16 protein-coding genes are annotated in these 22,044 nt (G+C 64.5%); 10 read left to right on the forward strand and 6 right to left on the reverse strand.

Features of this window, described 5'->3' with window-relative positions; translation table 11 throughout:
- Positions 1–203 precede the first annotated feature (203 nt).
- Entirely contained in the window at positions 204–1,355 is a 1,152-nt protein-coding gene (locus tag V9K91_RS12090) for an Abi family protein (RefSeq protein ID WP_141236228.1), read from the forward strand.
- 365 nt (positions 1,356–1,720) lie between these two features.
- Here V9K91_RS12090 and V9K91_RS12095 read toward each other — a convergent pair whose 3' ends face one another.
- The 3 genes from V9K91_RS12095 to V9K91_RS12105 form a co-directional block, all read right to left on the reverse strand.
- Entirely contained in the window at positions 1,721–2,959 is a 1,239-nt protein-coding gene (locus V9K91_RS12095) for a GGDEF domain-containing protein (RefSeq protein ID WP_336442827.1), read from the reverse strand.
- A gap of 71 nt (positions 2,960–3,030) precedes the next feature.
- Complete coding sequence (locus V9K91_RS12100) at positions 3,031–3,837, reverse strand: alpha/beta hydrolase (protein ID WP_336442826.1); 807 nt, start codon at positions 3,835–3,837, stop codon at positions 3,031–3,033.
- Positions 3,838–3,965: 128 nt separating this feature from the next.
- A complete protein-coding gene (locus tag V9K91_RS12105; RefSeq protein ID WP_336442825.1) occupies positions 3,966–4,730 on the reverse strand; it encodes an EAL domain-containing protein in 765 nt (254 codons plus the stop codon).
- 510 nt (positions 4,731–5,240) lie between these two features.
- Between V9K91_RS12105 and V9K91_RS12110 the strand changes: the two genes are divergently transcribed.
- Positions 5,241–6,956 carry a hypothetical protein gene (locus tag V9K91_RS12110; protein WP_217977542.1) on the forward strand — a complete coding sequence of 572 codons (1,716 nt, stop codon included), beginning with the start codon at positions 5,241–5,243 and terminating at the stop codon, positions 6,954–6,956.
- A 100-nt stretch (positions 6,957–7,056) separates the two neighbouring features.
- Positions 7,057–8,061 (forward strand): 2-hydroxyacid dehydrogenase, encoded by a 1,005-nt coding sequence (locus tag V9K91_RS12115; RefSeq protein ID WP_095363387.1) that lies wholly within the window; start codon positions 7,057–7,059, stop codon positions 8,059–8,061.
- Between the two features lie 15 nt (positions 8,062–8,076).
- On the opposite strand, the gene V9K91_RS12120 is transcribed toward V9K91_RS12115, so the two are convergent.
- Both V9K91_RS12120 and V9K91_RS12125 read right to left on the reverse strand, forming a co-directional pair.
- Complete coding sequence (locus V9K91_RS12120) at positions 8,077–8,583, reverse strand: hypothetical protein (RefSeq protein ID WP_336442824.1); 507 nt, start codon at positions 8,581–8,583, stop codon at positions 8,077–8,079.
- Positions 8,584–8,663: 80 nt separating this feature from the next.
- Positions 8,664–8,996, reverse strand: a complete 333-nt coding sequence (locus V9K91_RS12125; RefSeq protein ID WP_176472625.1) for a SymE family type I addiction module toxin — start codon at positions 8,994–8,996, stop codon at positions 8,664–8,666.
- A gap of 895 nt (positions 8,997–9,891) precedes the next feature.
- On the opposite strand from V9K91_RS12125, the gene cyoA reads away from it, so the two are divergent.
- From cyoA to cyoD, 4 genes are read left to right on the forward strand one after another with little or no spacing between them, the layout of a single operon-like run.
- Positions 9,892–10,935, forward strand: coding sequence for a ubiquinol oxidase subunit II (gene cyoA, locus V9K91_RS12130; protein WP_068850252.1), 1,044 nt, complete (start codon positions 9,892–9,894; stop codon positions 10,933–10,935).
- A 2-nt stretch (positions 10,936–10,937) separates the two neighbouring features.
- The gene (gene cyoB / locus V9K91_RS12135) at positions 10,938–12,941 is read left to right on the forward strand and encodes a cytochrome o ubiquinol oxidase subunit I (protein ID WP_068850255.1); all 2,004 of its coding nucleotides are present in this window, start codon (positions 10,938–10,940) and stop codon (positions 12,939–12,941) included.
- Positions 12,938–13,579 carry a cytochrome o ubiquinol oxidase subunit III gene (cyoC, locus tag V9K91_RS12140; protein ID WP_068850257.1) on the forward strand — a complete coding sequence of 214 codons (642 nt, stop codon included), beginning with the start codon at positions 12,938–12,940 and terminating at the stop codon, positions 13,577–13,579. Before cyoB ends, cyoC begins: the two co-directional genes overlap by 4 nt.
- On the forward strand, positions 13,579–13,926 hold the full coding sequence (gene cyoD, locus V9K91_RS12145; protein ID WP_093533106.1) for a cytochrome o ubiquinol oxidase subunit IV: 348 nt from the start codon (positions 13,579–13,581) through the stop codon (positions 13,924–13,926). Before cyoC ends, cyoD begins: the two co-directional genes overlap by 1 nt.
- A gap of 207 nt (positions 13,927–14,133) precedes the next feature.
- On the opposite strand, the gene V9K91_RS12150 is transcribed toward cyoD, so the two are convergent.
- A complete protein-coding gene (locus V9K91_RS12150) occupies positions 14,134–16,191 on the reverse strand; it encodes a bifunctional diguanylate cyclase/phosphodiesterase (RefSeq protein ID WP_336442823.1) in 2,058 nt (685 codons plus the stop codon).
- 170 nt (positions 16,192–16,361) lie between these two features.
- On the opposite strand from V9K91_RS12150, the gene radA reads away from it, so the two are divergent.
- The 3 genes from radA to V9K91_RS12165 all read left to right on the forward strand — a co-directional run bounded on the left by radA (position 16,362) and on the right by V9K91_RS12165 (position 22,030).
- A complete protein-coding gene (radA, locus tag V9K91_RS12155; RefSeq protein WP_093533108.1) occupies positions 16,362–17,738 on the forward strand; it encodes a DNA repair protein RadA in 1,377 nt (458 codons plus the stop codon).
- An 87-nt stretch (positions 17,739–17,825) separates the two neighbouring features.
- A complete protein-coding gene (locus V9K91_RS12160; protein WP_095363383.1) occupies positions 17,826–19,682 on the forward strand; it encodes an ATP-binding protein in 1,857 nt (618 codons plus the stop codon).
- A gap of 41 nt (positions 19,683–19,723) precedes the next feature.
- Complete coding sequence (locus tag V9K91_RS12165; RefSeq protein WP_336442822.1) at positions 19,724–22,030, forward strand: hypothetical protein; 2,307 nt, start codon at positions 19,724–19,726, stop codon at positions 22,028–22,030.
- The last annotated feature ends 14 nt before the right edge of the window (positions 22,031–22,044 follow it).

Consider the following 22,044-nt stretch of genomic DNA (forward strand, 5'->3'; position numbering starts at 1 on the left):
GGGACTACGTCGGAAACCGCCTCTTCAATTGCGCAAGGTCGCATTTGACCTGTCAAAAATGCTGCGCTCCTTGCAGTCACAATGACAGTTGACTGGCAGGTCCACCTAACATAGTATCCCGGCCAACAGAGCCAAATCCCCTCCTGACCCAGCGTCAGTGACGGTTTGGCCTTTTTTTTGCCTGAAATTCGGATCACCGGGACGTGACAGAAGCCAAGACACCCGCCATTGCGGTAAAGCCGTTCAAGGATTATCCCGATCTGGTCGACATCCTTGAATCGCGAGGGATGATCATCGGCGACAGAGACAGGGCGATACGTAAAATCGCACAGGTGGGCTACTACCATCTTTCGGGCTATTGGCACTCTTCCCGGCGTTTCTGGATAGAGCGCAACGAGCGGGGAAAAGTATTTCATCAGCTGGATGAGTTTCAGGCCGACACCTCATTCGAGGCCGTATTCCAGTTCTACCTGATGGATAAATCCCTCAGAGTGCTGATGGGAGATGCACTGGAGCGCATCGAAATCCATTTGAGGACCGTCATTGCACACGAGTTGGGGCGACATGATCCTCTTGCCCATCTGGATCGTGCAAATGTCGTGAAGTCAGCCCTGGTGGCCCAACCAGGTAATCCGCCCGGCATGCTGCCGCTGTATGAAGGCTGGTTGGACCGGCACGAAAAATTGATAGCCCAGAGCCACGAGGAAAGCATCCGCTCGCACCTCAAGGCGGGAAAGCCGATTCCGACATGGGTTGCCAGCGAAGCGTGGGACTTCGGCGCGATCTCAAAGTTCTACAGCATATTGAATCCAAGTCACCAGGACAGCATCTGCGAACGTCTTGGCGTTGTTGAGAGAAATGTTGTGGACAACTGGCTAATCAATCTGAACGTGGTCCGGAACCGCTGCGCGCATCATGCACGTTTAAGCAATCGTCCCAATCCGCGTGTTCTCATGCTGCCGCGCCGTGGCTATTTTAATGAGCTGAATCTGGATCTGCGTGCGAAGGAGCGCCTTTACGGATTGATCGGCGTCGTCTGGTTTTTGTTGAAGGCGATCGGACCAGGCTCGCAGTGGTTGACCAAGGTGGCGGATGTGATCGATACCATGCCGCGCTTGCCTGGTCTAACGCCGAAGTCCATGGGCTTTCCCGAAGAGGGTTTTCCGAGAGGAAAGTTCGCCATTGCCTCTCCTCCGCTGACAAAAGAGCCAGTGTTGGAAGACGTCTGTACCGCCACGCTAGAGGCGTTCGCAGTGTCGCGGGAGACGATCCTCTCAATGCCAAACGGCCCAAAATCATCCGAAACACGTAAGCGCTTCACGGACGAGATGCTGGAACTAATGTCGGATATCTGACTCAACCCACAGGCCCCCGACGTTGCCGTCGTCCCAGAAATGTCGAATGCATGCTCAATTCGGGATAAGGTTGGAATCTACTTCAAAGAGACATGACCACATGGGAAGCTTCTCACTCTGGCATTGGCTGATCGTGCTCGTCATGTTGGCGATCCCGGCTGCAGCCATCGTGGCCGTCGTCCTCTTCGTCAATTCCCGCCGCCGCCCCGGCAAGTGATGGAGAGGGAGCGCGCCAGCTGTCAACGCGTGCCCAAGTGAAGGTGGTGCTGTGCATGGCCACGGCTGCGTGCGTGGGTCCCACCCGTTACGGGGCGCCAGGCAGTTTCAGTCTTTCGGATGACAACTGCATCAACGAGCGATTGAGCCTATTCCGCCGCCATGCTGACCCGGTTACGCCCGCCCGCCTTGGCCCGGTAAAGCGCCTCATCCGCGCGCGCGATCAATTCGGCCAGCAGCGGCTGGTCACTCCCCGGCAGCGCTTCGCCCAGTGCGGCCCCGATGCTCACCGTCACATTGATGCGTGCATCGCCAACATCAATCGGCGTGGCGGCCACGGCCTGGCGCATCCGTTCGGCCACCGCGGGCGCATCCTCAACGGCAGGCGCCGCCAGCAGCGCGACAAACTCCTCCCCGCCAAAGCGCGCGAACAGGTCGCGCTCGCGCAGCGCCTCCCGGCAGCGCTTGGCTACTACCTTCAGCACTTCATCGCCCGCAGGATGACCGTGGCTGTCGTTGATTTTCTTGAAATGGTCGACGTCGACCATCAGCACGGCCACCGAATGACCGGTGGCTTCCCGTGCGGCGATGATCTGCGCGGAGCGCTCCTCAAAGTGGCGCCGGTTGGGAATGCCGGTCAACGGGTCGGAGGCGGCCAGGCGGCGCAGCTCGGCGGCCATCAGCAGTTCGGCGGTCACGTCGGTGAACAGCCAGATGCGGCCGTATTCGCCGTTCCCACGTACGGGATGGGTGTCCACCTCGATCGTGCGTTCGCCCAGCGCCCAGTTCAAGGTGGAAGCAAAACTGACATTGCCCACCTGCGCGCCGTAAGCCTGCTCAAGCTCGGCGTGGTTGTCGCACCGCTGCCGAAGGGTACGCATGGGTTCGGCAAGGTCGCGCGCGCGCTGGTTACCGGGCGGGCAGCCCAGCAGGTCGGCGGCACGCTCGTTGATCACTGCGCTTACGCCGTCGCCTTCCATCAGCACGATGCCGGCGGGCACGCTCTCGACCAGATCGATGAACTGGTTCTGCACCGTCACTTCGCGCAGCTTTTCGCGCCGGGCCGACAGCAGCCGGGCGACGCTCGTGGCCAGCAGCGGAACCTGTGGGGTCAAATGCGTGGCGGACGGCTCGCCCTTCCACAGCACCAGCAGGCCGCTCAGCGGCGCGCCGAGGGATGGCGCGGGCACGAACAGCAGCCGCGCCGGTGGACCGTTTAATACATGCAGCAGGGCCGTGGGCAGGCGGAATCCGGCGGCGGCCGCAGGTTCCCCCGACCAGCCGTGCTCCAGGATGCCGCTACGGGCCAGGCTGAATCCGGAAAAAGGCATGGCCGGGAATGAAGCGGCCCAACCCGCCCAGCCATTGGCTTCAATCTCCACCGCCATGACCAGATCCGCACCGGAAGCGAGCTGGGCGAAGTGGCACAGGCCGGCGAGGGCGTCGCTGTCGGTAGTGCTCATGCTACGTTGCCCGCCAGGCGGTGCTCGAGGATGCGGACGACTTCATCCGGGGCGGTCATGTGCGGAAGATGCCCCTCGGCATCGATGATATCCAGCGTGGCGGTCGGAATGGCCGCTTCCAGCCAATGACCGACCTGCACCGGTACGGCCATGTCGACCGCGGTCTGGATCACGTGCACAGGTCGGGTCAGCTGCGCGGCCAGCGATCGCATATCGGAATTGAAGATCGTGCGCGAAGTATTGAGCGCGATGTCCGGGCGCATCTGGAACAGCGTGCGTGAGAAGTCGGCCACCACCTCCCCGTTGTCCACGCCCACCACCATCGGCGCGAACCCGGCCACCCAGGCCTGGTAGTTGGCGCTCATGCTGTCGAACAGGTTTTCCAGATCCGCTGCCTGGAAGCCGCCGGTGTAGCCGGTGTCATCCAGGTAACGCGGCGAAGCCCCCACGGTGACCAGCCGGTCGAACAGTTCCGGGCGGGCCACCGCGGCCACCGCACCGATCATGCCGCTCATGGAATGGCCGACATACACGCAGTCGCGCAGCGCCAGGTCGTCCATGATCTCCAGCAGGTCGTCGGCATAGCCGAACAACGAACCGTGCCGGTCGAAATCGTAGGTGTCCGCGCCGTTGGGTCCGCAACCGGCGAGGTCGAACGACACTACCTCGTAGCGCGCCTCGAACCACGGGCGCAGGGCGCTCCAGGCCGTCTGGTCGGTTCCGAAGCCATGGGCAAGGATGGCGACCTGACTGCCCTTGCCGCTACGGCGGCCATTGAATCTTTCAAAGCTGTTCACGCACATCCAGTCATGGGCATTCGGCAGCTGCCGATACTAGGCCAGGCTGGCATGCGGGTCCATGACACATCGGCGCGTGCCTGGGTTTCGACCGGCCGCTGTTAACCTCGGCGTCAGGGCCGCAGTCCGCGCCGTCAGACGCCCCAGGGAATGTCAGCCTCGCCAGCGGCCTGCTCGAGTCGTGGGCGGCCAAACCAATAGCCCTGCATCAGGCGGATGCCAAGATCGGAAAGGCATCGCGCCTCATCCGCGGTTTCGATTCCTTCGGCGATCACCTCGATATCCAGCTCGTCGCACATGGAGATCACCCCGGCCACGATCGCGCGTCGCGACCGGCTATGGTTGATGCCGCGGATCAACGCCATATCCAGCTTGACGATATCCGGGTGGAAATCGGCCAGCAGGTTGAGGCCGGCGAAGCCAGCGCCGAAATCATCAATCGCCGTCTTGAAGCCGATACGTTTGTACTCGCTCAGGATCTCGGCCAGCCATTTGCCGTCGCTGACCTGCTCGCCCTCCACGGTCTCAAAGATGATCCGCTCTACTGGAAAGCCATACCGCTCGGCCGCCTGCAGGGTGGAACGAATGCATACTTCCGGCCGATAGATGGCATTGGGCAGGAAATTGATCGAAAGACAGGACGGCAGCTGCAACCCGGCCGCGATCCGGATGGCCTTTTCACGGCACGCTTGGTCGAACGAATACCGGTTCTCGGCGGTCACGCGCGACAGCACCGTGTCGGCAGGTTCGCCCGCCGGACCGCGTACCAGCGCTTCGTGCGCGAACACCTTGCGCGCCTGTATGTCGACAATGGGCTGGAACGCGTAGCTGAAGTCGAACGGCAGCGGCTCCGCATCACGGCACAAGGCACATCCGGCTCGTGAGGGGGGAGAGGGCATGCAGTGGGGTCCGTCTTCAGGTCAGGCGGGAAGCTTAGCCGATGCCTGATCAGGGGCATGTGGATGCCGCGCCGTTGGCGCCTGCCCTTCAAGCCGCATCCTCAGCCGCTTGGCGGTGGTTCGCGCTTCCACCAGTCTCGACGTCCTTTCCCGGTGCGACGCGCACGCTCCCTGCGCTCCGCCTCCCGTTGCTCAAGGGGGGAGCGCTGGTCCGGCCCCATGAACAGGTGGCCAAACATCTCCGGGCGCTCGGCGCGGCGGTTCGGTGGTTCGTTGGGGGTGCTATGGTCGTGAACTGTGCTCATGGCGCAGATCGTAGTGTCGGCCAGAGTCACAGGTTGAGACGGGCGGTGGCCATATGTCCCTCGCGCGCGGCTGACGCGGCCGCATCTCGCGATGCAATACGGCCGCTAAGTAAAAATACCGGCCGACCGACCGTGCCTTTGCTGAGGCGACATCGGTTGGCCCGGTGGAAGCTGACATTCGTCAAGGTCAGCAGGGAAATCGAAGATGACGACCAGGATGTGGGACGCGGCTCCGGCTGTCGGTCTGGGTTTGATCCTCGCGCTGCTTCTTCAGGCATGCAACCGCGAGACCACGAGCACAACTCCCACCCCAGCACCTGCGGCTGCCCGCCCCGCGGAGCCGCCTGCAGCAACACCACTCAACATGCCGCCACCGAACCCGTGGCTGGCGGAGAGCGTCTACCCGACCTCCCACTTCAATCCAGCGGCAACCGATTCGGTGCTGATCGCAGGGCCCGTCGGCAGCAGGAACCTGACTGCGGCGGACGTAGCGACCGTGCCCACGCTGATCACCTCCAATCCCACCATGAAGCGGGTGGGCGGGGAGGTGATCGCCTTTGCCAGCGGTGCGGTGGGTGTGCAGAAGATCCGGGTGACCGGTGACGCGTTCGAAGCGGTGGGCGGACTATTGCCTTACCCCGGCTTTGAAAAATCCGCCGCAATGGCTACGCCCACTGCGCTGGATGCCGCACTGACCCAGCTGGACGCCGCCTACCGGGCCAAGGACGAGACGAAGATTCTGGATGCGCTGAAGGGGTTGGGTGCCGCCGGCCTCAACATGGAAAGCGGCATCAACGGGGTGTACAACCTGTTTGATCGCGACGGCAACCACTACTGCGTGTACGGGGGCACCCACGTGCTCAAGACAACCGATGGCAACCTAGTCGGTGACCCGCCGCGGATCGTAAAGACGGCCGACGTAGCCAAGGGCCTGCCGGCAGACGTCGCCAGGTCGGTTACCCGCATCATCGGCCTGAACATGACCTACGACGGCTTCCTAGCGGCAGCCGCGCCGGGAGCGTTGATCATCCTGGACCGGGATCTGAACGTGAAGGCGTCAGTGACCTTCAATGGCGAGGCCGTCGACAACAGCATCGTGATCGATGAGAACAATGGCATCTACGTGGTCACCGAGAAGCACATGAACAAGGTGATCTGGAATGGGACCACTTTGTCCACCGACGAAAAGGACGGCGCCTGGTCGTCCGCCTACGATTCCATGCCCGGCGAAAAAGCCTTGGCGATGGGTGCGATCTCGCGCGGCTCGGGCACCACCCCGACATTGATGGGATTCGGCAGCGACCCGGACAAACTGATCGTGATCGCCGATGCGGCCGAAACCGGCAGCAACGCAGTGGCGTTCTGGCGCGACGCGATTCCGGCAGGCTTCCAGCAGAAGCCGGGCACCCAGTCCAACCGTATCGCCGACCAGATCCGCATCGATATCAGCCAGATGACCATCGAGCCCTCACCCAATGTGTTGGGATACGGCGTCGCATTCCTCAACAGTACGTATCCCAAACCGCTTCCGGCGGGTCCGGGCAACGCGTTCACCGGCGGGATCACCCGGCCGGCGCCGATTGGCATACAGAAGTTCAACTGGAATCCGGACAAGGACGCGTTCGAGAAGGCCTGGATCAACCATGAGGTCGATAACACCGACATCATGGTGCCGGTGGTCTCGGCCGCAACCGGGCTGCTGTACGCCGCGCACAAGGACAAGGGCGTCTACCAGTATGTGGGCCTGGACTGGACGACGGGCGAGATCAAGTCGCGCTGGGTTTTCCCGGACGACAGCCGTCGTTGGAACGCCTTGGGCGGCATCACCACGGTCATGGATAACGGTGACCTGATGATCGGCGGGGTATTCGCCGTCAAGCGGCTCAAGATCGGTGGTGGTGGCACGACGGCGCGGCCGTAGCGGCCGTCAGCAGACGCTTGCGCCAGACCGGTTGCATGGGAGTTTCTATCCTGTGCGGGGTTCTGGTTTACTGGGGATCACGCATGCCCAAGGCTATCCCATGAAAACCGCCGTGTTCAGCGCCCGCCCGTACGACCGCCGTTTCCTCGATGAAGCGAATGCGCGCGACCACGCCGGGCAGGGATTTGAGCTGGCCTATTTCGATGCGGCGCTGGACGCCACGACCGCCGGCCTGGCCCAGGGTTTCGATGCGGTCTGCGTGTTCGTCAACGACCGCCTGGATGCGCCCGTGCTGCGGGCCCTGCATGGGCTGGGGGTGCGGGCGATCCTGCTGCGCTGCGCGGGGTTCAACAACGTGGATCTGGTAGCTGCTGCGGAACTGGGCCTGCTGGTGGCCCGGGTGCCGGCGTACTCGCCCGAGGCCGTGGCCGAGCATGCGCTGGCGCTGGTCATGACCCTCAACCGGCAGACCCACCGTGCCTACAACCGGGTGCGCGAGGGCAACTTCATGCTCGATGGGCTGTTGGGCCGCACCCTGCACGGCAAGACCGTAGGCATCGTGGGCACCGGCAAGATCGGGCTGGCGACGGCGCGTATTTTCAACGGGATGGGGTGCACCGTGCTGGGCAACGATCCTTACCCGTCGCCAGAGTTCTCGGCGGTGGGCCACTACGTGGCGCTGGAGGAACTGCTGGCCCGCTCGGACATCGTGTCGCTGCATTGCCCGCTTACGCCGCAGACCCATCACCTGATCAACGAGGAATCGCTGGGGTTGATGAAGCCCGGCGCGATGCTGATCAATACCTCGCGCGGCGCGCTGGTCAACACCGATGCGGTGGTGCGCGCGCTGAAGTCGCGGCATCTTGGCCACCTGGCCATTGATGTGTACGAGCAGGAAAGCGCGCTGTTCTTCCAGGATCTGTCCGGCGAGATCATCGATGACGATCTCTTCCAGCGCCTGATGACCTTCCCGAATGTGCTGGTTACCGGGCACCAGGGCTTCTTTACGGTTGAAGCCCTACAGGAAATCTGCAGCATCACCCTGCGCAACCTGTGCGATTTCGCCAGCGGGGCGGAATGCCAGAACAGGGTGGTTGCTGCCTAGGCTCGCCCGCAGGGATCAGGCCAGCTTGTCGGGACAGGTTGCAACCATCGTCGCGCTGTTCTGCACCGGTACCCAGGAGCGTGAACTGCCGTTTCGCGTGGTTTCCATGTACTTCTCTGTCACCTGGTAGACATGGAGGTAGCCACTGCTCTTTCCGCACCACTGGCTTACCCGGGTCGATCCCGGCTGCCAGGGAGCATCCGTGGTTTTCGCAATCACGCTCGATCCGCCTGCATCGAGCGGGTAGGAGAACTGCTCGATCAGGCCCGAAATGCCAGGTTGTTTGATGGCGTCCAGGTACTGGATGCCTGCGGCACGTGCCTCGGTGGATTCCGAGGCGGCCATTGTCTGGAAGGTCGCGGTAAGCCGCTCGACAAAGGACGTCTTGTCGACGTCCGTTGAAATCTGCGTTACTGCCAAAGAGGTCTGTTCAACCGGTGCGGCGGCCGTGGCCGCCTGCGGAATCGAGCTCAGCAGAATCGTTCCAATCAAAAGCGAACCGCCAATCAACATTACGTTCATTGAGACTTCCTGGTGTCTGGACGCGGGAACGGCAGCTCGGACGCTAGGTCAGTATCTGGTGGCTGTCAATTAGTCCCAGGTTACCGATCTTCCACTTCGACATAGCGCACGACGGGCTTCTCGATATTCTCGCGCACGGGCGGATCGTCATTCCACAGCGGGCGCAGGAGAATCTGCCCGGGAGTGGCTTCAATTCTTACGTGCACGCCTACTTCGAACCCGAACTTGCGCAGCCAGGCGCCGCGCAGGGTCACCAAGGGGAGCGGGCCGAAGTGATCGCGGTCCTGTTCGCCGATCTGGGGCACGGCACGCACGTTGTGGTAGTAGCTGGGGGAATAGCTGGGTGCGCAGCGGGGTAGCAGCAGAACGACTTCTTCTTCGTCTTCGGGCCACTGGACGGGTTTGGGTTTCATCTTCGCTCCTCCAACAGGGAATGGCCCTCGCCGGTGAGGGCGAGGGCGTCGGGAGGTCAAAACCGTGCAAACCAGACGGCGGGTGTATTCCCCCGTGAGGGGTCTTGTATTAGCCACCCTCCCGACATGGGACATCCATAATTTTGGCTCACCGGAGTTTTGAGCTCCGGGGAGAACCTTGCCCGCGGTCGACGAAGAAGCGAAATCGTTTGTGTCTGTTGGGTTTGCGATTTCAGTAGGCTGTATCTACTGGTTGTCGGGTGTGGCACGGAAATGCGGGAATTGCGGCGTTTGTGTGTGAGCCAGGGCACAAAAATCATTGTTTCGCCGACGCGCATCATTTGGTTTGGAGCGTGTTTCGGGGCGTCGTAATCGGTCCGGTGGGCGCGGAGTGGCGGGTGGGGCGGGGGAGATCAAGAGCGGTTTTGATCAGGTTTCATGCGTTACCGGGTGTGGGTGGTGCAAGGGCGGTCGTTTGGGAACCGACCCTACGGCGCGTGGCGGCCCGGTGTCCGACGGACGTGTGCCCGGGGCCCGGCAGTCCGGTGTTCGTTCGGGGTGCACCCGGGTGCGCGCGAGGACGGGTTCGGGTGGGTCGGGCGGCCGGGCAGGGCCAGTGGCACCGATCGCTGCCGTGAACGATTCATGTCTATACATGTCGCTCCGGCTGTGCTGATCCGGGCGGTCTGCGCGCAGTGCGACAACGTGTCGCAGCCGTTTTCGGGCCTTTCCTGCGCCAGATCATTGTCAATGCCTTTCTTAAATGGTGCGTGACGGCATAAAATTAGGGGGCTGACATGAACGTCCTCCGTGCCGCCCCCTTGGGAGCGGTACACCCGGCTTTGGCCGGAGGGGCGCGCTTGAGAAGGCATTCCCTACGCAATTGGATCGACCGATGATTCCGTTGAAATCCCTTGGGCGCTGGCTGCGCCCGGGCCTGCTGTTCGCGTTGTCCGTGTTCATGACGGGCTGCAGCTCGGCCATTCTGGCCCCGAAGGGCCAGGTCGGCCACGACCAGAAGACCCTTCTGATCACGGCCACCGTGCTGATGCTGCTGGTCGTCGTGCCGGTCATCATCATGACCCTCGCCTTCGCCTGGAAGTACCGTGCCTCAAACACCAAGGCCCGTTACGAGCCGAAGTGGTCGCACTCCACCGCGATCGAAGTGGTTGTCTGGTCGATCCCCTGCATGATCGTGCTGGTCCTGGCCGTGCTGACCTGGCGTTCGTCGCACTCGCTGGATCCGTACCGTCCGCTGGACTCGCAGACCAAGCCGGTGGTGATTGAAGCCATTTCGCTGGACTGGAAGTGGTTGTTCATCTACCCGGAAGAGAACATCGCGACGGTCAACGAAATCACCTTCCCGGTGAACACCCCGCTGAACTTCAAGATCACGTCCGATTCGGTGATGAATGCCTTCTTCATCCCGCACCTGGGCAGCATGATCTACTCGATGACCGGCATGGAGACCAAGCTCCATCTGATCGCCAACGAGACCGGCACCTTCCCGGGCATGTCCTCGCACTACAGCGGCGCGGGCTTCAGCAAGATGCATTTCGACGCCAACTCGGTGACCGAAGCCGAATACCAGGCATGGCTGGCCAAGGTGCGTGCGCAGAGCACCCCGATGGACCAGGCCGCCTTTGGCGCGCTCGTGGCCGAGAAGAACCACGACTGGCACCCGGTGACCTACTTCGGTACCACCGAAACCGGTCTGTTCGACTGGGTCGTTGCCCGCCACATGGGTGACAACCAGCACTACGGCATGGACCACAAGGCCATGGATCACAAGGGCATGTCGCACGGCGCTGCGGGCGAAAGCCACGAAGGCCACGAGATGCCGGCCGGTGCCCATGACATGCCGGCCGACCATGCCGAACACACTGCAGACGAGCACGCCGCCGCCGGTCACGCCGGCCACGCAGGCTCGGGAGAATAAGCATGAATCCGTTGGGCAAACTGACATTCGCTGACATCCCGCACGACCCGATCATCATCTCCACGCTGGTTGGCGCGGGGATCGGTGGCCTGCTCGTGCTGGCCCTGATCACCAAGTTCAAGCTGTGGGGCTATCTCTGGAAAGAGTGGTTCACCTCGGTTGACCACAAGAAGATCGGCGCGATGTACCTCATCGTCGCCTTCGTCATGCTGCTGCGCGGCTTTGCCGACGCCATCATGATGCGTACCCAGCAGGCCATCGCCGCCAACGGCGCCGAAGGCTTCCTGCCGCCGCACCACTACGACCAGATCTTCACCGCCCACGGCGTGATCATGATCTTCTTCGTGGCGATGCCGCTGATCACCGGCCTCATGAACGTAGTGGTGCCGCTGCAGATCGGCGCGCGCGACGTGGCCTTCCCGTTCGTCAACTCGCTCAGCTTCTGGCTGTTCGTGGCGGGCGCGGGCCTGGTGATGATCTCGCTGGGCGTGGGTGAATTCGCGCAGACCGGCTGGCTGGCCTTCCCGCCGTTGTCGGGCAAGGAGTTCAGTCCAGGGGTAGGCGTGGATTACTACATCTGGGGCCTGCAGGTAGCAGGTCTAGGCACGACACTGAGCGGTATCAACTTCTTCATTACCATCCTGAAGATGCGTACCCCGGGCATGAAGCTGATGCACATGCCGGTGTTCACCTGGACCGCGCTGGTCACCAACGTGCTGATCATCGCCGCCTTCCCGGTGCTGACCGTCACCCTGGTGCTGCTGACCCTGGACCGTTACCTGGGCACGCACTTCTTCACCAATGACGGTGGCGGCAACGCCATGCTGTACATCAACCTGATCTGGATCTGGGGTCACCCGGAAGTCTATATCCTGGTGCTGCCGGCCTTCGGCGTGTTCTCCGAAGTGATCGCCACGTTCTCGCGCAAGGCGCTGTTCGGCTACAAGGGCATGGTGTACGCCACGGCCACCATCGGCGTGCTCTCGTTCATCGTGTGGCTGCACCACTTCTTCACCATGGGTTCGGGTGCCAACGTCAATGCCTTCTTCGGCATCACGACGATGATCATCTCCATTCCCACCGGCGTGAAGATCTTCAACTGGCTGTTCACCATGTTCCGCGGCCGCGTGCAGTTCACCAGCCCGGTGCTGTGGACGATCGGCTTCATGGTCACCTTCACCATCGGCGGCATGACCGGCGTGATGCTGGCGATCCCGGCCATCGACTTCGTGCTGCACAACAGCCTGTTCCTGATCGCCCACTTCCATAACGTCATCATCGGCGGCGTGGTGTTCGGCATGTTCGCCGGTATCACCTACTGGTGGCCGAAGATGTTCGGCTTCCGCCTCAACGAGGCCTGGGGCAAGCGCGCGTTCTGGTGCTGGTTCATCGGCTTCTACGTGGCGTTCATGCCGCTGTACATCCTGGGCTTCATGGGCATGACCCGCCGCATGCAGAGCTACCCGAACCCGGAATACCAGCCGCTGCTGGTCATTGCGATGGTCGGTGCGTTCATCATCGGCGCCGGCATCCTGTGCCAGATCATCCAGGTGGCCGTGTCCATCCGCGACCGCAAGAAGACCGCCGACCTGACCGGCGATCCGTGGGATGCCCGTACGCTGGAGTGGGAAACCTCTTCGCCGCCGTCGTTCTACAACTTCGGTTCGCTGCCCAAGGTCACCGAGCTGGACGACTTCTGGGAACGCAAGCAGCGTGGTGAGGCGTGGGAACGCCCGGCCAAGTACACCGACATCCACATGCCGCGCAACACCGGTACCGGTGTGGTGATTGGTGCCTTCAGCCTGGTCTTCGGCTTCGCGATGATCTGGCACATCTGGTGGCTGGCCATCGTTGGCCTGGTCGGCATGATCGGCACCTTCATCTGGCGCACCTTCGACAAGGACGTGGATTACTACGTGCCGGCTGCCGAAGTGGAGCGGATCGAAAATGAGCACCGCCGTCACCTGCAGGCGCAGGGTCTGGTGAAATCGGAGTTGCAGGCATGAGCAGCACTATCGCCAACAACGTGAACCACGGGCACGCCGCACACGCGGCGGCCCATGGCCATGATGACCACGAACACCACGACACCGGCGAGAACACCGTCTTCGGTTTCTGGGTGTACCTGATGAGCGACTGCCTCATCTTCGCCAGCCTGTTCGCGACCTACATCGTGCTGGCCGGCGGCACCAACGGTGGCCCGGGTCCGAAGGACCTGTTCGACCTGACCTTCGTCGCGTGGGAAACCACGCTGCTGCTGGTGTCCTCGCTGACCTTCGGCCTGGGCATGATCGCGCTGCACAAGCACAAGGTTGGCCAGATGTACCTGTGGCTGGGCCTGACCTGGCTGCTGGGCTTCGGCTTCATGGTCATGGAAGTGTGGGAGTTCAACCACCTCATCCATGAGGGCTTCGGTCCGGACCACAGTGCGTTCCTGTCGGCGTTCTTCGCGCTGGTGGGCACCCACGGCCTGCACGTGAGCGCCGGCCTGCTGTGGCTGCTGATCATGTTCATCCAGATCAAGCAGAACGGCCTGACCCCGACCAACAAGACCCGCATGGCGTGCCTGAGCCTGTTCTGGCACTTCCTGGACCTGATCTGGATCGGCGTGTTCTCCGTCGTCTACCTGAAGGGAGCGCTGTAATGGCACATGACACTCACGCACACGACCACGGCCATGGCGCCGCGGGCGAAAGCCACGGCAGCGTCAAGTCGTACCTGGTCGGTTTCCTGCTGGCCGCCGTCCTCACCATCATTCCGTTCTGGGCGGTGATGAAGGGTGGCCTGCCGGTCTTCACCACGGGCGTCATCATCGTGGTGGCAGCGATCCTGCAGATCTTCGTGCACCTGATCTTCTTCCTGCACCTGAACCGCTCGTCGGAACAGCGCTGGAACGTCAGCGCGGCGGCCTTCACCGTGGTGGTGATCGGCATCATCGTCGCCGGCACGCTGTGGGTGATGCACAACATGAACGTGCACATGATGCATTGACCCTTTGGGGGTGATGCAAACGAAGAGGCCGCCCGGAAGGGCGGCCTTTTTGTTTGTGGTAGTGCCGACTGTTAGTCGGCAACGCCATGCATGAAGAATGCAGGGGCGGGTCCGCGCGAAGAGCAGCCGACTAACAGTCGGCTCTACCGGTCGGCTCTACCGGTCGGCTCTACCGGTGGGCCCCAAACGATCGGCGCCATTGGTCGGTTATGCGGCGTTGCGCAGGAACGCCTCGGCATCCACCGGCTTGCCCAAGTGGTAACCCTGCAGCAGGTCGCAGCCCAGTTCGTTGAGGTAGTCGCGCTGCCCGGCGGTTTCCACGCCCTCGGCTACGATCTGCAGCTGCAGCGAACGCCCCAGCGCCACGATCGAGGACACGATCGCCGCGTCTTCGGCGTTGTCTTCCAGGTCGCGCACGAACGCGCGGTCGATCTTCAGTTCGGTCGCCGGCATGCGCTTGAGGTACAGCAGGCTCGAATAGCCCGTGCCGAAATCATCAATGGAAATCTTCACCCCCATCGCGGTCAGCCCGTGCAGGATCTGCAGGCTGGCTTCCACGTCCTGCATGGCCGTGGTCTCGGTCACTTCCAGGGTCAGGTGGTGCGGGGCGAGGCCGTGCCGCTCCAGCGTCGCCTTTACCGTGTCCAGCAGCATGGTGGATGAGAACTGCAGCGGCGAAAGGTTCACCGCCATCGACCACGTTGCGTGCCCGGCGTCATGCCACTGCCGCAGCTGCGCGCAGGCCTGGTCCAGCACCCAGTCGCCCAGCGGCAGGATCAGCCCGCTGCGCTCGGCAATCGGAATGAAGGTGTCCGGTCCCAGCAGGCCCAGCCCCGGGTGCTGCCAGCGCACCAAGGCTTCGGCGCCGATCACCCCGCCGCCATCGGCGCGGAACTTGGGCTGGTAGTGCAGCACCATCTCATCGCGCTGCAGGGCGCGGCGCAGCTCCTGCAGCAGCTTGAGCTGGCGGTTGGCGCTGACGTGCATCGATTCGGTGAAGAACGTATACCCGTTCCGCCCCGAGTCCTTGGTGTGGTACATGGCCGCATCGGCATGCGCCATCAGCTCGCGCTCGGTGGTGGCATCGGTGGGGTACATCGCGATGCCCAAGCTGGCGGTGACCTGCAGGTCCAGCGTGTCGATCTCGAACGGCTCGGCCACCGTGGCGATGATCCGCTCGGCCACCACCGCGGCATCCTCGGGCACATCCAGCTGGAACACGATGACGAACTCATCGCCGCCCAGCCGGGCGAAGGTATCCTGCGCGCGCAGCAGGCCGTTGACCCGCCTGCTCATCTCGATCAGCAGCTTGTCGCCCAGCTGGTGGCCGTAGGCATCGTTGATGGCCTTGAAGCCGTCCAGGTCGCAGAACATCACCGCGAAACTGAAGTTGCGGCGCTTGGCCTTTTCGATGGTCTGTTCGATGCGGTCCTGCAGCAGCATGCGGTTGGGCAGCTGGGTGAGTGGGTCGTGCAGCGCGGCCTGCAGCAGCTTTTCGTTGGCCTGGGCCAGCGAATCGGCCAGCAGGCCCGTGCGGGTACGCATCTGGCGGTCGAACAGCGAGGCGATCAGCGCGATGCCCAGCGTGGCCAGGGTGGTGACGATGACCAGCACCGCCAGCCACTTGGTATCCAGCCCGTTGGCGTACACCGCGCCGCAGATGCTGCCTTCCGGGAAGTTGGCGGCGGCCATGCCGGTGTAATGCATGCCCACGATGGCCAGGCCCATCACCAGCGAGGCCGCCCCGCGCAGGAGCCCGGTACGGCGCTGTTGGGTGCGCAGCCGGAAGGCGATCCACAAGGCGGCGCCGGCGGCGACGATGGCGATCAGCAGCGAGGCGGCGAACCACAGTGGGTCGTACTCGATGCCCGGCTCCATGCGCATCGCGGCCATGCCCAGGTAGTGCATGCAGGCAATGCCCAGGCCCATCAGCACCGCGCCGGCGATCAGGCGCGGCCACGGCAGTTCCGGGCGCGAGACCAGCCACAGCGCGTAGGCCGAGGCCCCCACCGACGCGGCCAGCGAATACAGGGTGATGGCCAGGTCGTAGCCGACCGGGATCGGCAGGTGGAAGGCGAGCATGGCCACGAAGTGCATGGACCAGATGCCCAGGCCCATGGCGGCGGCGCCACCGGCCAGCCACCAGCGGGCCACGCGGCCTTCGGTACTGGCCAGCCGGCCGGCCATGTCCAACGCGGTATACGAAGCGAGGATGGCAACCAGCAGCGAGAAAACGACGAGACTCTGGCTGTAGGTGCCGGTCATGGAAAAGCCTGGATGTACATGGGGAAGGGAAAGGCGCGGGCGCCCGCCACGGTATCGGCCGGGGCGGGGCAAGGTTGAGCGGGGGCGTTCAGCCGGCGGTTGGGCGCGCGTCTCGGTTGCTGCGACGTGGCTCGGCTATCCTGCCCGACAGACGATGAATTGGATTTGACATGGCCAAGCGGCTTACCGCCTACGTGTGCAGCGAATGCGGCGCGGAATACAGCAAATGGCAGGGGCAGTGCACCGAGTGCGGCGCCTGGAACGTGCTGAGCGAGATCACGCTGGAAAGCGCCGCGGCCACCAAGTCGCCGGCCGCGCGCCGTTCGGGCTGGGCCGGCAAGGTCGATGCGCCGAAGATCATGGCGCTCAAGGACGTGCAGCAGACCGAGCACCTGCGGGTAAGCACCGGCATCGGCGAATTCGATCGCGTGCTGGGGGGCGGCCTGGTCGAAGGCGCGGTGGTGCTGGTGGGCGGTGACCCGGGCATCGGCAAATCGACCCTGCTGCTGCAGGCGGTGGCGAAGATGGCCGCCACGCTGCCGGTGCTGTACATCACCGGCGAGGAATCGCTGTCGCAGGTGGCCGGCCGCGCGGTGCGGCTGGACCTGCCGCTGGACAACGTCAACGCGCTGGCCGAAACCCAGGTCGAAGCGATCCTGCAGCACGCCAGCGCGGCGCGGCCGAAGCTGATCGTGGCCGATTCGGTGCAGACGCTGTGGACCGAATCGCTGACCGCCGCCCCGGGCTCGGTCAGCCAGGTGCGCGAGAGCGCGGCGCGGCTGGTGCGCTTTGCCAAGGAAACCGGTACGGCCGTGTTCCTGGTGGGGCATGTAACCAAGGAGGGCGGCATTGCCGGCCCGCGCGTGCTCGAGCACATGGTGGATGCGGTGCTGTATTTCGAAGGCGAGAGCGGAAGCCGCTTCCGCCTGCTGCGTGCGTTCAAGAACCGCTTCGGCGCGGTGAACGAGCTGGGCGTATTCGCAATGGGCGAGAAGGGGCTGAAGGAAGTGTCCAATCCGTCGGCGATCTTCCTGTCCGGCGGCAGCACCCGGCAGCCGGGTAGCTGCGTGATGGTCACCCGCGAGGGCACCCGCCCGCTGCTGGTGGAAGTGCAGGCGCTGGTGGATGCCTCACCGCTGTCGAATCCACGCCGCGTGGCAGTGGGCCTGGAACAGAACCGCCTGGCGATGCTGCTGGCGGTGCTGCACCGTCACGGCGGGGTGCTGGTGGGTGACCAGGACGTGTTCGTGAACGTGGTGGGCGGCATCCGGGTGCAGGAAACCGCCGTGGACCTGCCGGTACTGCTGGCCGTGTTGTCCTCGCTGCAGGACCGGCCGCTGGCGGAAAAGACGATCGCCTTTGGCGAAGTGGGTTTGTCCGGCGAGATCCGCCCGGTACCCAACGGCGAAGACCGCCTGCGCGAAGCGGCCACGCACGGCTTCAAGCGCGCGATCGTGCCCAAGGCCAATGCGCCCAAGACCGGCAGCGTCAAGGGCATGGAAGTCATCGCCGTGGAGCGGTTGTCCGAAGCGATCGACGCGATCTGAATCGGGCATTTCCGGCGCATGCGGCCGCGCAGGCAAACCGTGGCCGGGCTGTGCTAGTTTTCCGTTCCCGCCAGAGAAAACGATTACATGCAAGCGACTCCCCTGGACACGCAGGGCGCCAGCGAGATCCGTCGCGCTGGTGTCGACCTCAACGGATTGATGACGGTCCTTGGCAAACACCTGTATTCCACCCCGGTGGTGGCGCTGCGGGAACTGGTGCAGAACGCGCATGATTCGCTGGTGCGACGTCGGCTGGAACAGGCGGACTGGCAGGAGGCCGGGCGGATCGAGGTGCATGGCGATCCGGTGAACGGCATCGTACGTATCGTCGATACCGGCGCGGGCCTGACCCAGCAGGAAATCCACGACTATCTGGCCACCGTCGGCGTGGGCTATACCCGTGGCCTGCGCCAGGCGGGCGAGGATGACGAGGGGCTGATCGGCATGTTCGGGCTGGGCTTCCTGTCCGCGTTCGTGCTGGCGCGCCGGGTCACCGTGCGCACCACGTCCTACCAACAACCCGGGTTGGGCCATTGCTATGTGTCCAGCAATGCCGAGCAGTACACGGTATCGCCGATGCCTCCGCGTGCGGTGGGTACCGAGGTGGTGCTGGAACTGCATGGCAGCTACACGCACCTGGCCCAGGAGCAGACCCTGCGCGACATCCTGGGCCGCTACTGCGCGCTGCTGGGCGAACCCATCCATATCGGCCATGACGCGCGTGCGATCAATCCCGAGCCGCCGCCGTGGCGCCCGCAGGCGGGCGTGACGCTGCATCCGCTGCAGGCGCAGCGCCGCGCGCTGGAGTTTGCCGCGCACTTCGAGCGCAGCTTCGAGCCGATTGCCTGCATGCCGCTGCGCGCCGAAGGCGGAAGCGACGCGGTGGGGCTGTTGTGGGTGCAGGACGGCGCGACCTACGGCACCAGCGACAACCGCAACCTGTCGGTATTCGTGCGCGGGATGCTGCTCGACGACGACGCACGCGACCTGCTGCCGCCGTGGGCCGGGTTCATTGGCGGGGTGATCGAATCCAGCCGGCTGACCCCCACCGCCAGTCGCGAGGACCTTCAGCGCGACGACATCTACAGCGCGGTGCAGCATGCGCTCGGCGAGGCACTCATCGATGGGCTGGTCGACATCGCCCGGCAGCAGCCCGAAGCCTGGCGGCGCATCCTGGCCCGGCACAACGAGGCGCTGCTGGGCGCCTCGCTCTGCGATGACCGGCTGTTCCAGCTGCTGCTCGAGCACGTGCGCGTGCCCAGCTCGCAGGGCGACATCCGCGCCAGTGAACTGCCGTCGCGTGGCGCGGTCCACGTGATCCTGGACAGTGGTGGCGGCTTCGAGGAAATGCTGTTCCGCGCGATGGGCGTGCCGGTGGCGCATGGCAACCGCTATGCCGTGGTGCCGTTCCTGCGGCGCTGGACCCAGGCCAAGGGCATGCGCCTGGTGGAGCTGGGCACCGAGCAGGGCAATCGCGCGCTGTTCCAGACCGACACGCTGCCCGAGGCCGAACTGGCGTGGCTGCAGACCCACCTGGGCGATGGCGAGCAGCTGCTGCCGGCGCACTTCAGCCCGGCTGAACTGCCGGTGGTGGTGGTGCCCGATCGCGAGGCCGAGCTGAAGCGCCGCCTCGAAGACGACGAGAACGACAAGCGCGTTTCAATGGCCGCGCTGCGCCTGGCGCGGCAGTTCACTGCCCGCATCGTCGCACGTGCACCCTCGCGCCTGTATCTCAACCTGGACAACCCGGCCGTGCAGGCGCTGCTGGCGGCCATGCGCGCCGGCAATCCCCAGGCCGAGGCCGCCGCGCGGCTGCTGCGCTCGCTGAAGGTGATCGTCAGCGCCCAGGGACGTGCGCAGGACGGCGGCGCGGCCAGCAGTGACCTCAACCGCGCGTTCGGTGACATCGCCGAGGCCCTGCAGCAGATGCTGCAGCCGCGCTGACATTTCGATTTTCTTTACGCATTACAGGACGGCACGACCGCATGGATATCTGGAACTGGGTGGAAAAACTGCAGGACGATCTGGGTGAGGCAGGGCAGGCGCAGAGCGCGCAGCTGCTCACCCGGCTGACCGACGAGGTCTGCGAGCTGCGCATCGATCGCGTGGATGCGCTGTTGCCCGAAGCGCGTGCGCTCGGCAAGACGCTTGGAAATCCATGGCTGGACGTGTTCGTGGGCCACTGGGAGATGCGCAACCGGGTCGGCAACCGGCTGGAGGGCGAGTCGGCGCTGGGTGATGCGGTGGCGTTGTTCGAACGCGCGCACCGCGCCGACACGGTGGAGTGCCCACAGTCGGTGTGCGTGACCCAGGACCTGGCCGCGTGTTACGGCAACATCGATGGTCCGGGCTGGGTGCCCGAACGCATCGAGGTGTGCGAAGAAACCCTGGGGCGGATCGACCCGAGCTGGGCCTGCTTCCAGTGCCTGAGTTGCGAGAAGGCCGACGCGCTGCTGGATGATGGAAATTCCCAGGGCGCACTGGACTACCTGGACGTACAGGCCGGTACCGTGCTGGCGCATGGCGGCAAGGTCTACGACAGCTTCCCCGAAATGCGCATCAAGATCCTGCTGGCCAGCGGCCGTGCCGCCGAGGCCCTGGCCTTGATCGACGCGCGCCAGGCCGAGGTGGAGGCCGAAGGCGACTATGAGCCGGCCAACTGCACCGTGCCACGTCGGCTCTCGCGTGCCTGGGCGCTGGCGCAGCTGGGGCGCGATGAAGAGGCGCTGGAGGCCCTGGTGCCGTGGAACCAGGTGTCGCCGAATTACCGGCGCATGTGGGCGCACACGGCGGCGCTGCTGGTGCGCAGCGCGCCCGAACGCAACGGCTGGGACCTGGGGCGCCGGATGAGCGCCACCCTGGCGCACTACGCCCAGGTGGGCGCGCACCGTTTCGTGATCGAGATTGCCGGGTTGTGCGTGGACATGGCCCTGCAGCGTGGCGCGGTGTGGACCGCGCAACGCCACCTGGCGCTGGCCCGCCAACACCTGGATGGCCTGCGCCAGGACCTGGGCGCCCGCGATGCCGTGGCGGCGATGGCCGCGCGCATCGAGGCCGCCCCCGCTGTGGCCGCCCTGCCCGTGCCCGCCGAGGCCCTGTTGGACTGGCTGGTCGGGGAGGGGGCGCAGAACGAAGGGCGCGACCCCGAGCACGAGGCGCAGTGGTTGCTGCAGGCCGTGGCGGCGCGGCCCGATGATGCGGCCCTGCTGGACGTGGCCGCCTCGGCGCTTGCGGCCTGCGGTGCCGAGGAGGAGGCGCTGGCCCTGCTGTGGGCGTTCGTGCAGCGCCACCCGCACGAAGATGCCTCCCCGGCGTATTCGTTGATGCGGCTGCTGGTGCAGCGTGGCGACCTGGGCGAGCTGGAACGGCTGGTGCAGCACTACCAGGCGCAGGTGCCGGTGTTCGCGCTGTGGTGCCAGGCACAGATCGCGCAGAAGCAGTCCGACTGGGCCGCGCTGGAGCAGGCCTGCTCGGCGCTGCTGGCGCTGTCGCCCGGTTCGCACGGCGCGCGCAATCTGCTGGCGATGGCCCTGATGGCGATGCAGCGCTTCCCGGACGCCGCCGCGCAGTACCGCCACCTCACCGAGGTCCTGGAGGAACCGCGCAGCGCACACTGGGACCATATGACGGCAGCCAGCGCGGCTCGTGACTGGGCAGCCGTGCGTACATCGGCCGCCGCGGTCGGCATGGAACTGGACAGCACCGAAGGCCCCGTCGAAGAGAACTTCGGCTGGGTGATCATCCGCTGCATGGACGGTGGCGACCCGATCGAGTACTACGCGCGCCGGACCGGCCCGGTCACCGCGCGCATCGTCGAGAACGCGCCAGCCAACCGGCGCCAGCGTGTGGACGACTGGGTGGTGTTCGACGCCGAACTGGTGCATCCGGCACCGGAAGATGAAGAAGAACGCCGTCGCTTCATGCCTACCTACGCCGAAGTCCATCTGCTGGAAAGCGGGGGACATGCGGCGAGCTGGCTGGTGGATGGCGTGCATCCGGGCGAGGAGGCCTGGGCGGCGTTCTCCGACGCGGTCAAGGACCGCGGCTGGAAGCTGTGGACCCACAGCGCGGACGACTACCAGCTTGCCGACACCCAGGCCGACGGCGCGCCGCTGCCGGGGGTGCTGTTCACCCTCGCCCAGCCACAGGAGGCGCCTCCGCTGGCGCTGCACCGGTTCCTGCTTGAGGCCACCGCCGGCTGGCCGCATCGGATGTGCTGGCTGCGCCTGGCCGAAGCCTGCGGCCAGGACGAACAGCGGCACCTTGATGTGATCGCGCGTTACGGGCTGTAAGCGATGCAGCGGGC

Source organism: Stenotrophomonas sp. CCNWLW57, assembly GCF_037203925.1.
Taxonomy (GTDB): domain Bacteria; phylum Pseudomonadota; class Gammaproteobacteria; order Xanthomonadales; family Xanthomonadaceae; genus Stenotrophomonas; species Stenotrophomonas rhizophila_A.

Excerpts from the sequence above, each read along its gene's own strand:
- V9K91_RS12165 (WP_336442822.1), top strand. The coding sequence starts at position 19,724 with ATGGATATCTGGAACTGGGTGGAAAAACTGCAGGACGATCTGGGTGAG.
- cyoC (WP_068850257.1), top strand. The coding sequence starts at position 12,938 with ATGAGCAGCACTATCGCCAACAACGTGAACCACGGGCACGCCGCACAC.
- V9K91_RS12110 (WP_217977542.1), top strand. The coding sequence starts at position 5,241 with ATGACGACCAGGATGTGGGACGCGGCTCCGGCTGTCGGTCTGGGTTTG.
- V9K91_RS12115 (WP_095363387.1), top strand. The coding sequence starts at position 7,057 with ATGAAAACCGCCGTGTTCAGCGCCCGCCCGTACGACCGCCGTTTCCTC.
- V9K91_RS12100 (WP_336442826.1), bottom strand. The coding sequence starts at position 3,837 with ATGTGCGTGAACAGCTTTGAAAGATTCAATGGCCGCCGTAGCGGCAAG.
- cyoB (WP_068850255.1), top strand. The coding sequence starts at position 10,938 with ATGAATCCGTTGGGCAAACTGACATTCGCTGACATCCCGCACGACCCG.
- V9K91_RS12095 (WP_336442827.1), bottom strand. The coding sequence starts at position 2,959 with ATGGCGGTGGAGATTGAAGCCAATGGCTGGGCGGGTTGGGCCGCTTCA.
- radA (WP_093533108.1), top strand. The coding sequence starts at position 16,362 with ATGGCCAAGCGGCTTACCGCCTACGTGTGCAGCGAATGCGGCGCGGAA.
- cyoA (WP_068850252.1), top strand. The coding sequence starts at position 9,892 with ATGATTCCGTTGAAATCCCTTGGGCGCTGGCTGCGCCCGGGCCTGCTG.
- V9K91_RS12125 (WP_176472625.1), bottom strand. The coding sequence starts at position 8,996 with ATGAAACCCAAACCCGTCCAGTGGCCCGAAGACGAAGAAGAAGTCGTT.
- cyoD (WP_093533106.1), top strand. The coding sequence starts at position 13,579 with ATGGCACATGACACTCACGCACACGACCACGGCCATGGCGCCGCGGGC.
- V9K91_RS12150 (WP_336442823.1), bottom strand. The coding sequence starts at position 16,191 with ATGACCGGCACCTACAGCCAGAGTCTCGTCGTTTTCTCGCTGCTGGTT.
- V9K91_RS12120 (WP_336442824.1), bottom strand. The coding sequence starts at position 8,583 with ATGAACGTAATGTTGATTGGCGGTTCGCTTTTGATTGGAACGATTCTG.
- V9K91_RS12160 (WP_095363383.1), top strand. The coding sequence starts at position 17,826 with ATGCAAGCGACTCCCCTGGACACGCAGGGCGCCAGCGAGATCCGTCGC.
- V9K91_RS12105 (WP_336442825.1), bottom strand. The coding sequence starts at position 4,730 with ATGCCCTCTCCCCCCTCACGAGCCGGATGTGCCTTGTGCCGTGATGCG.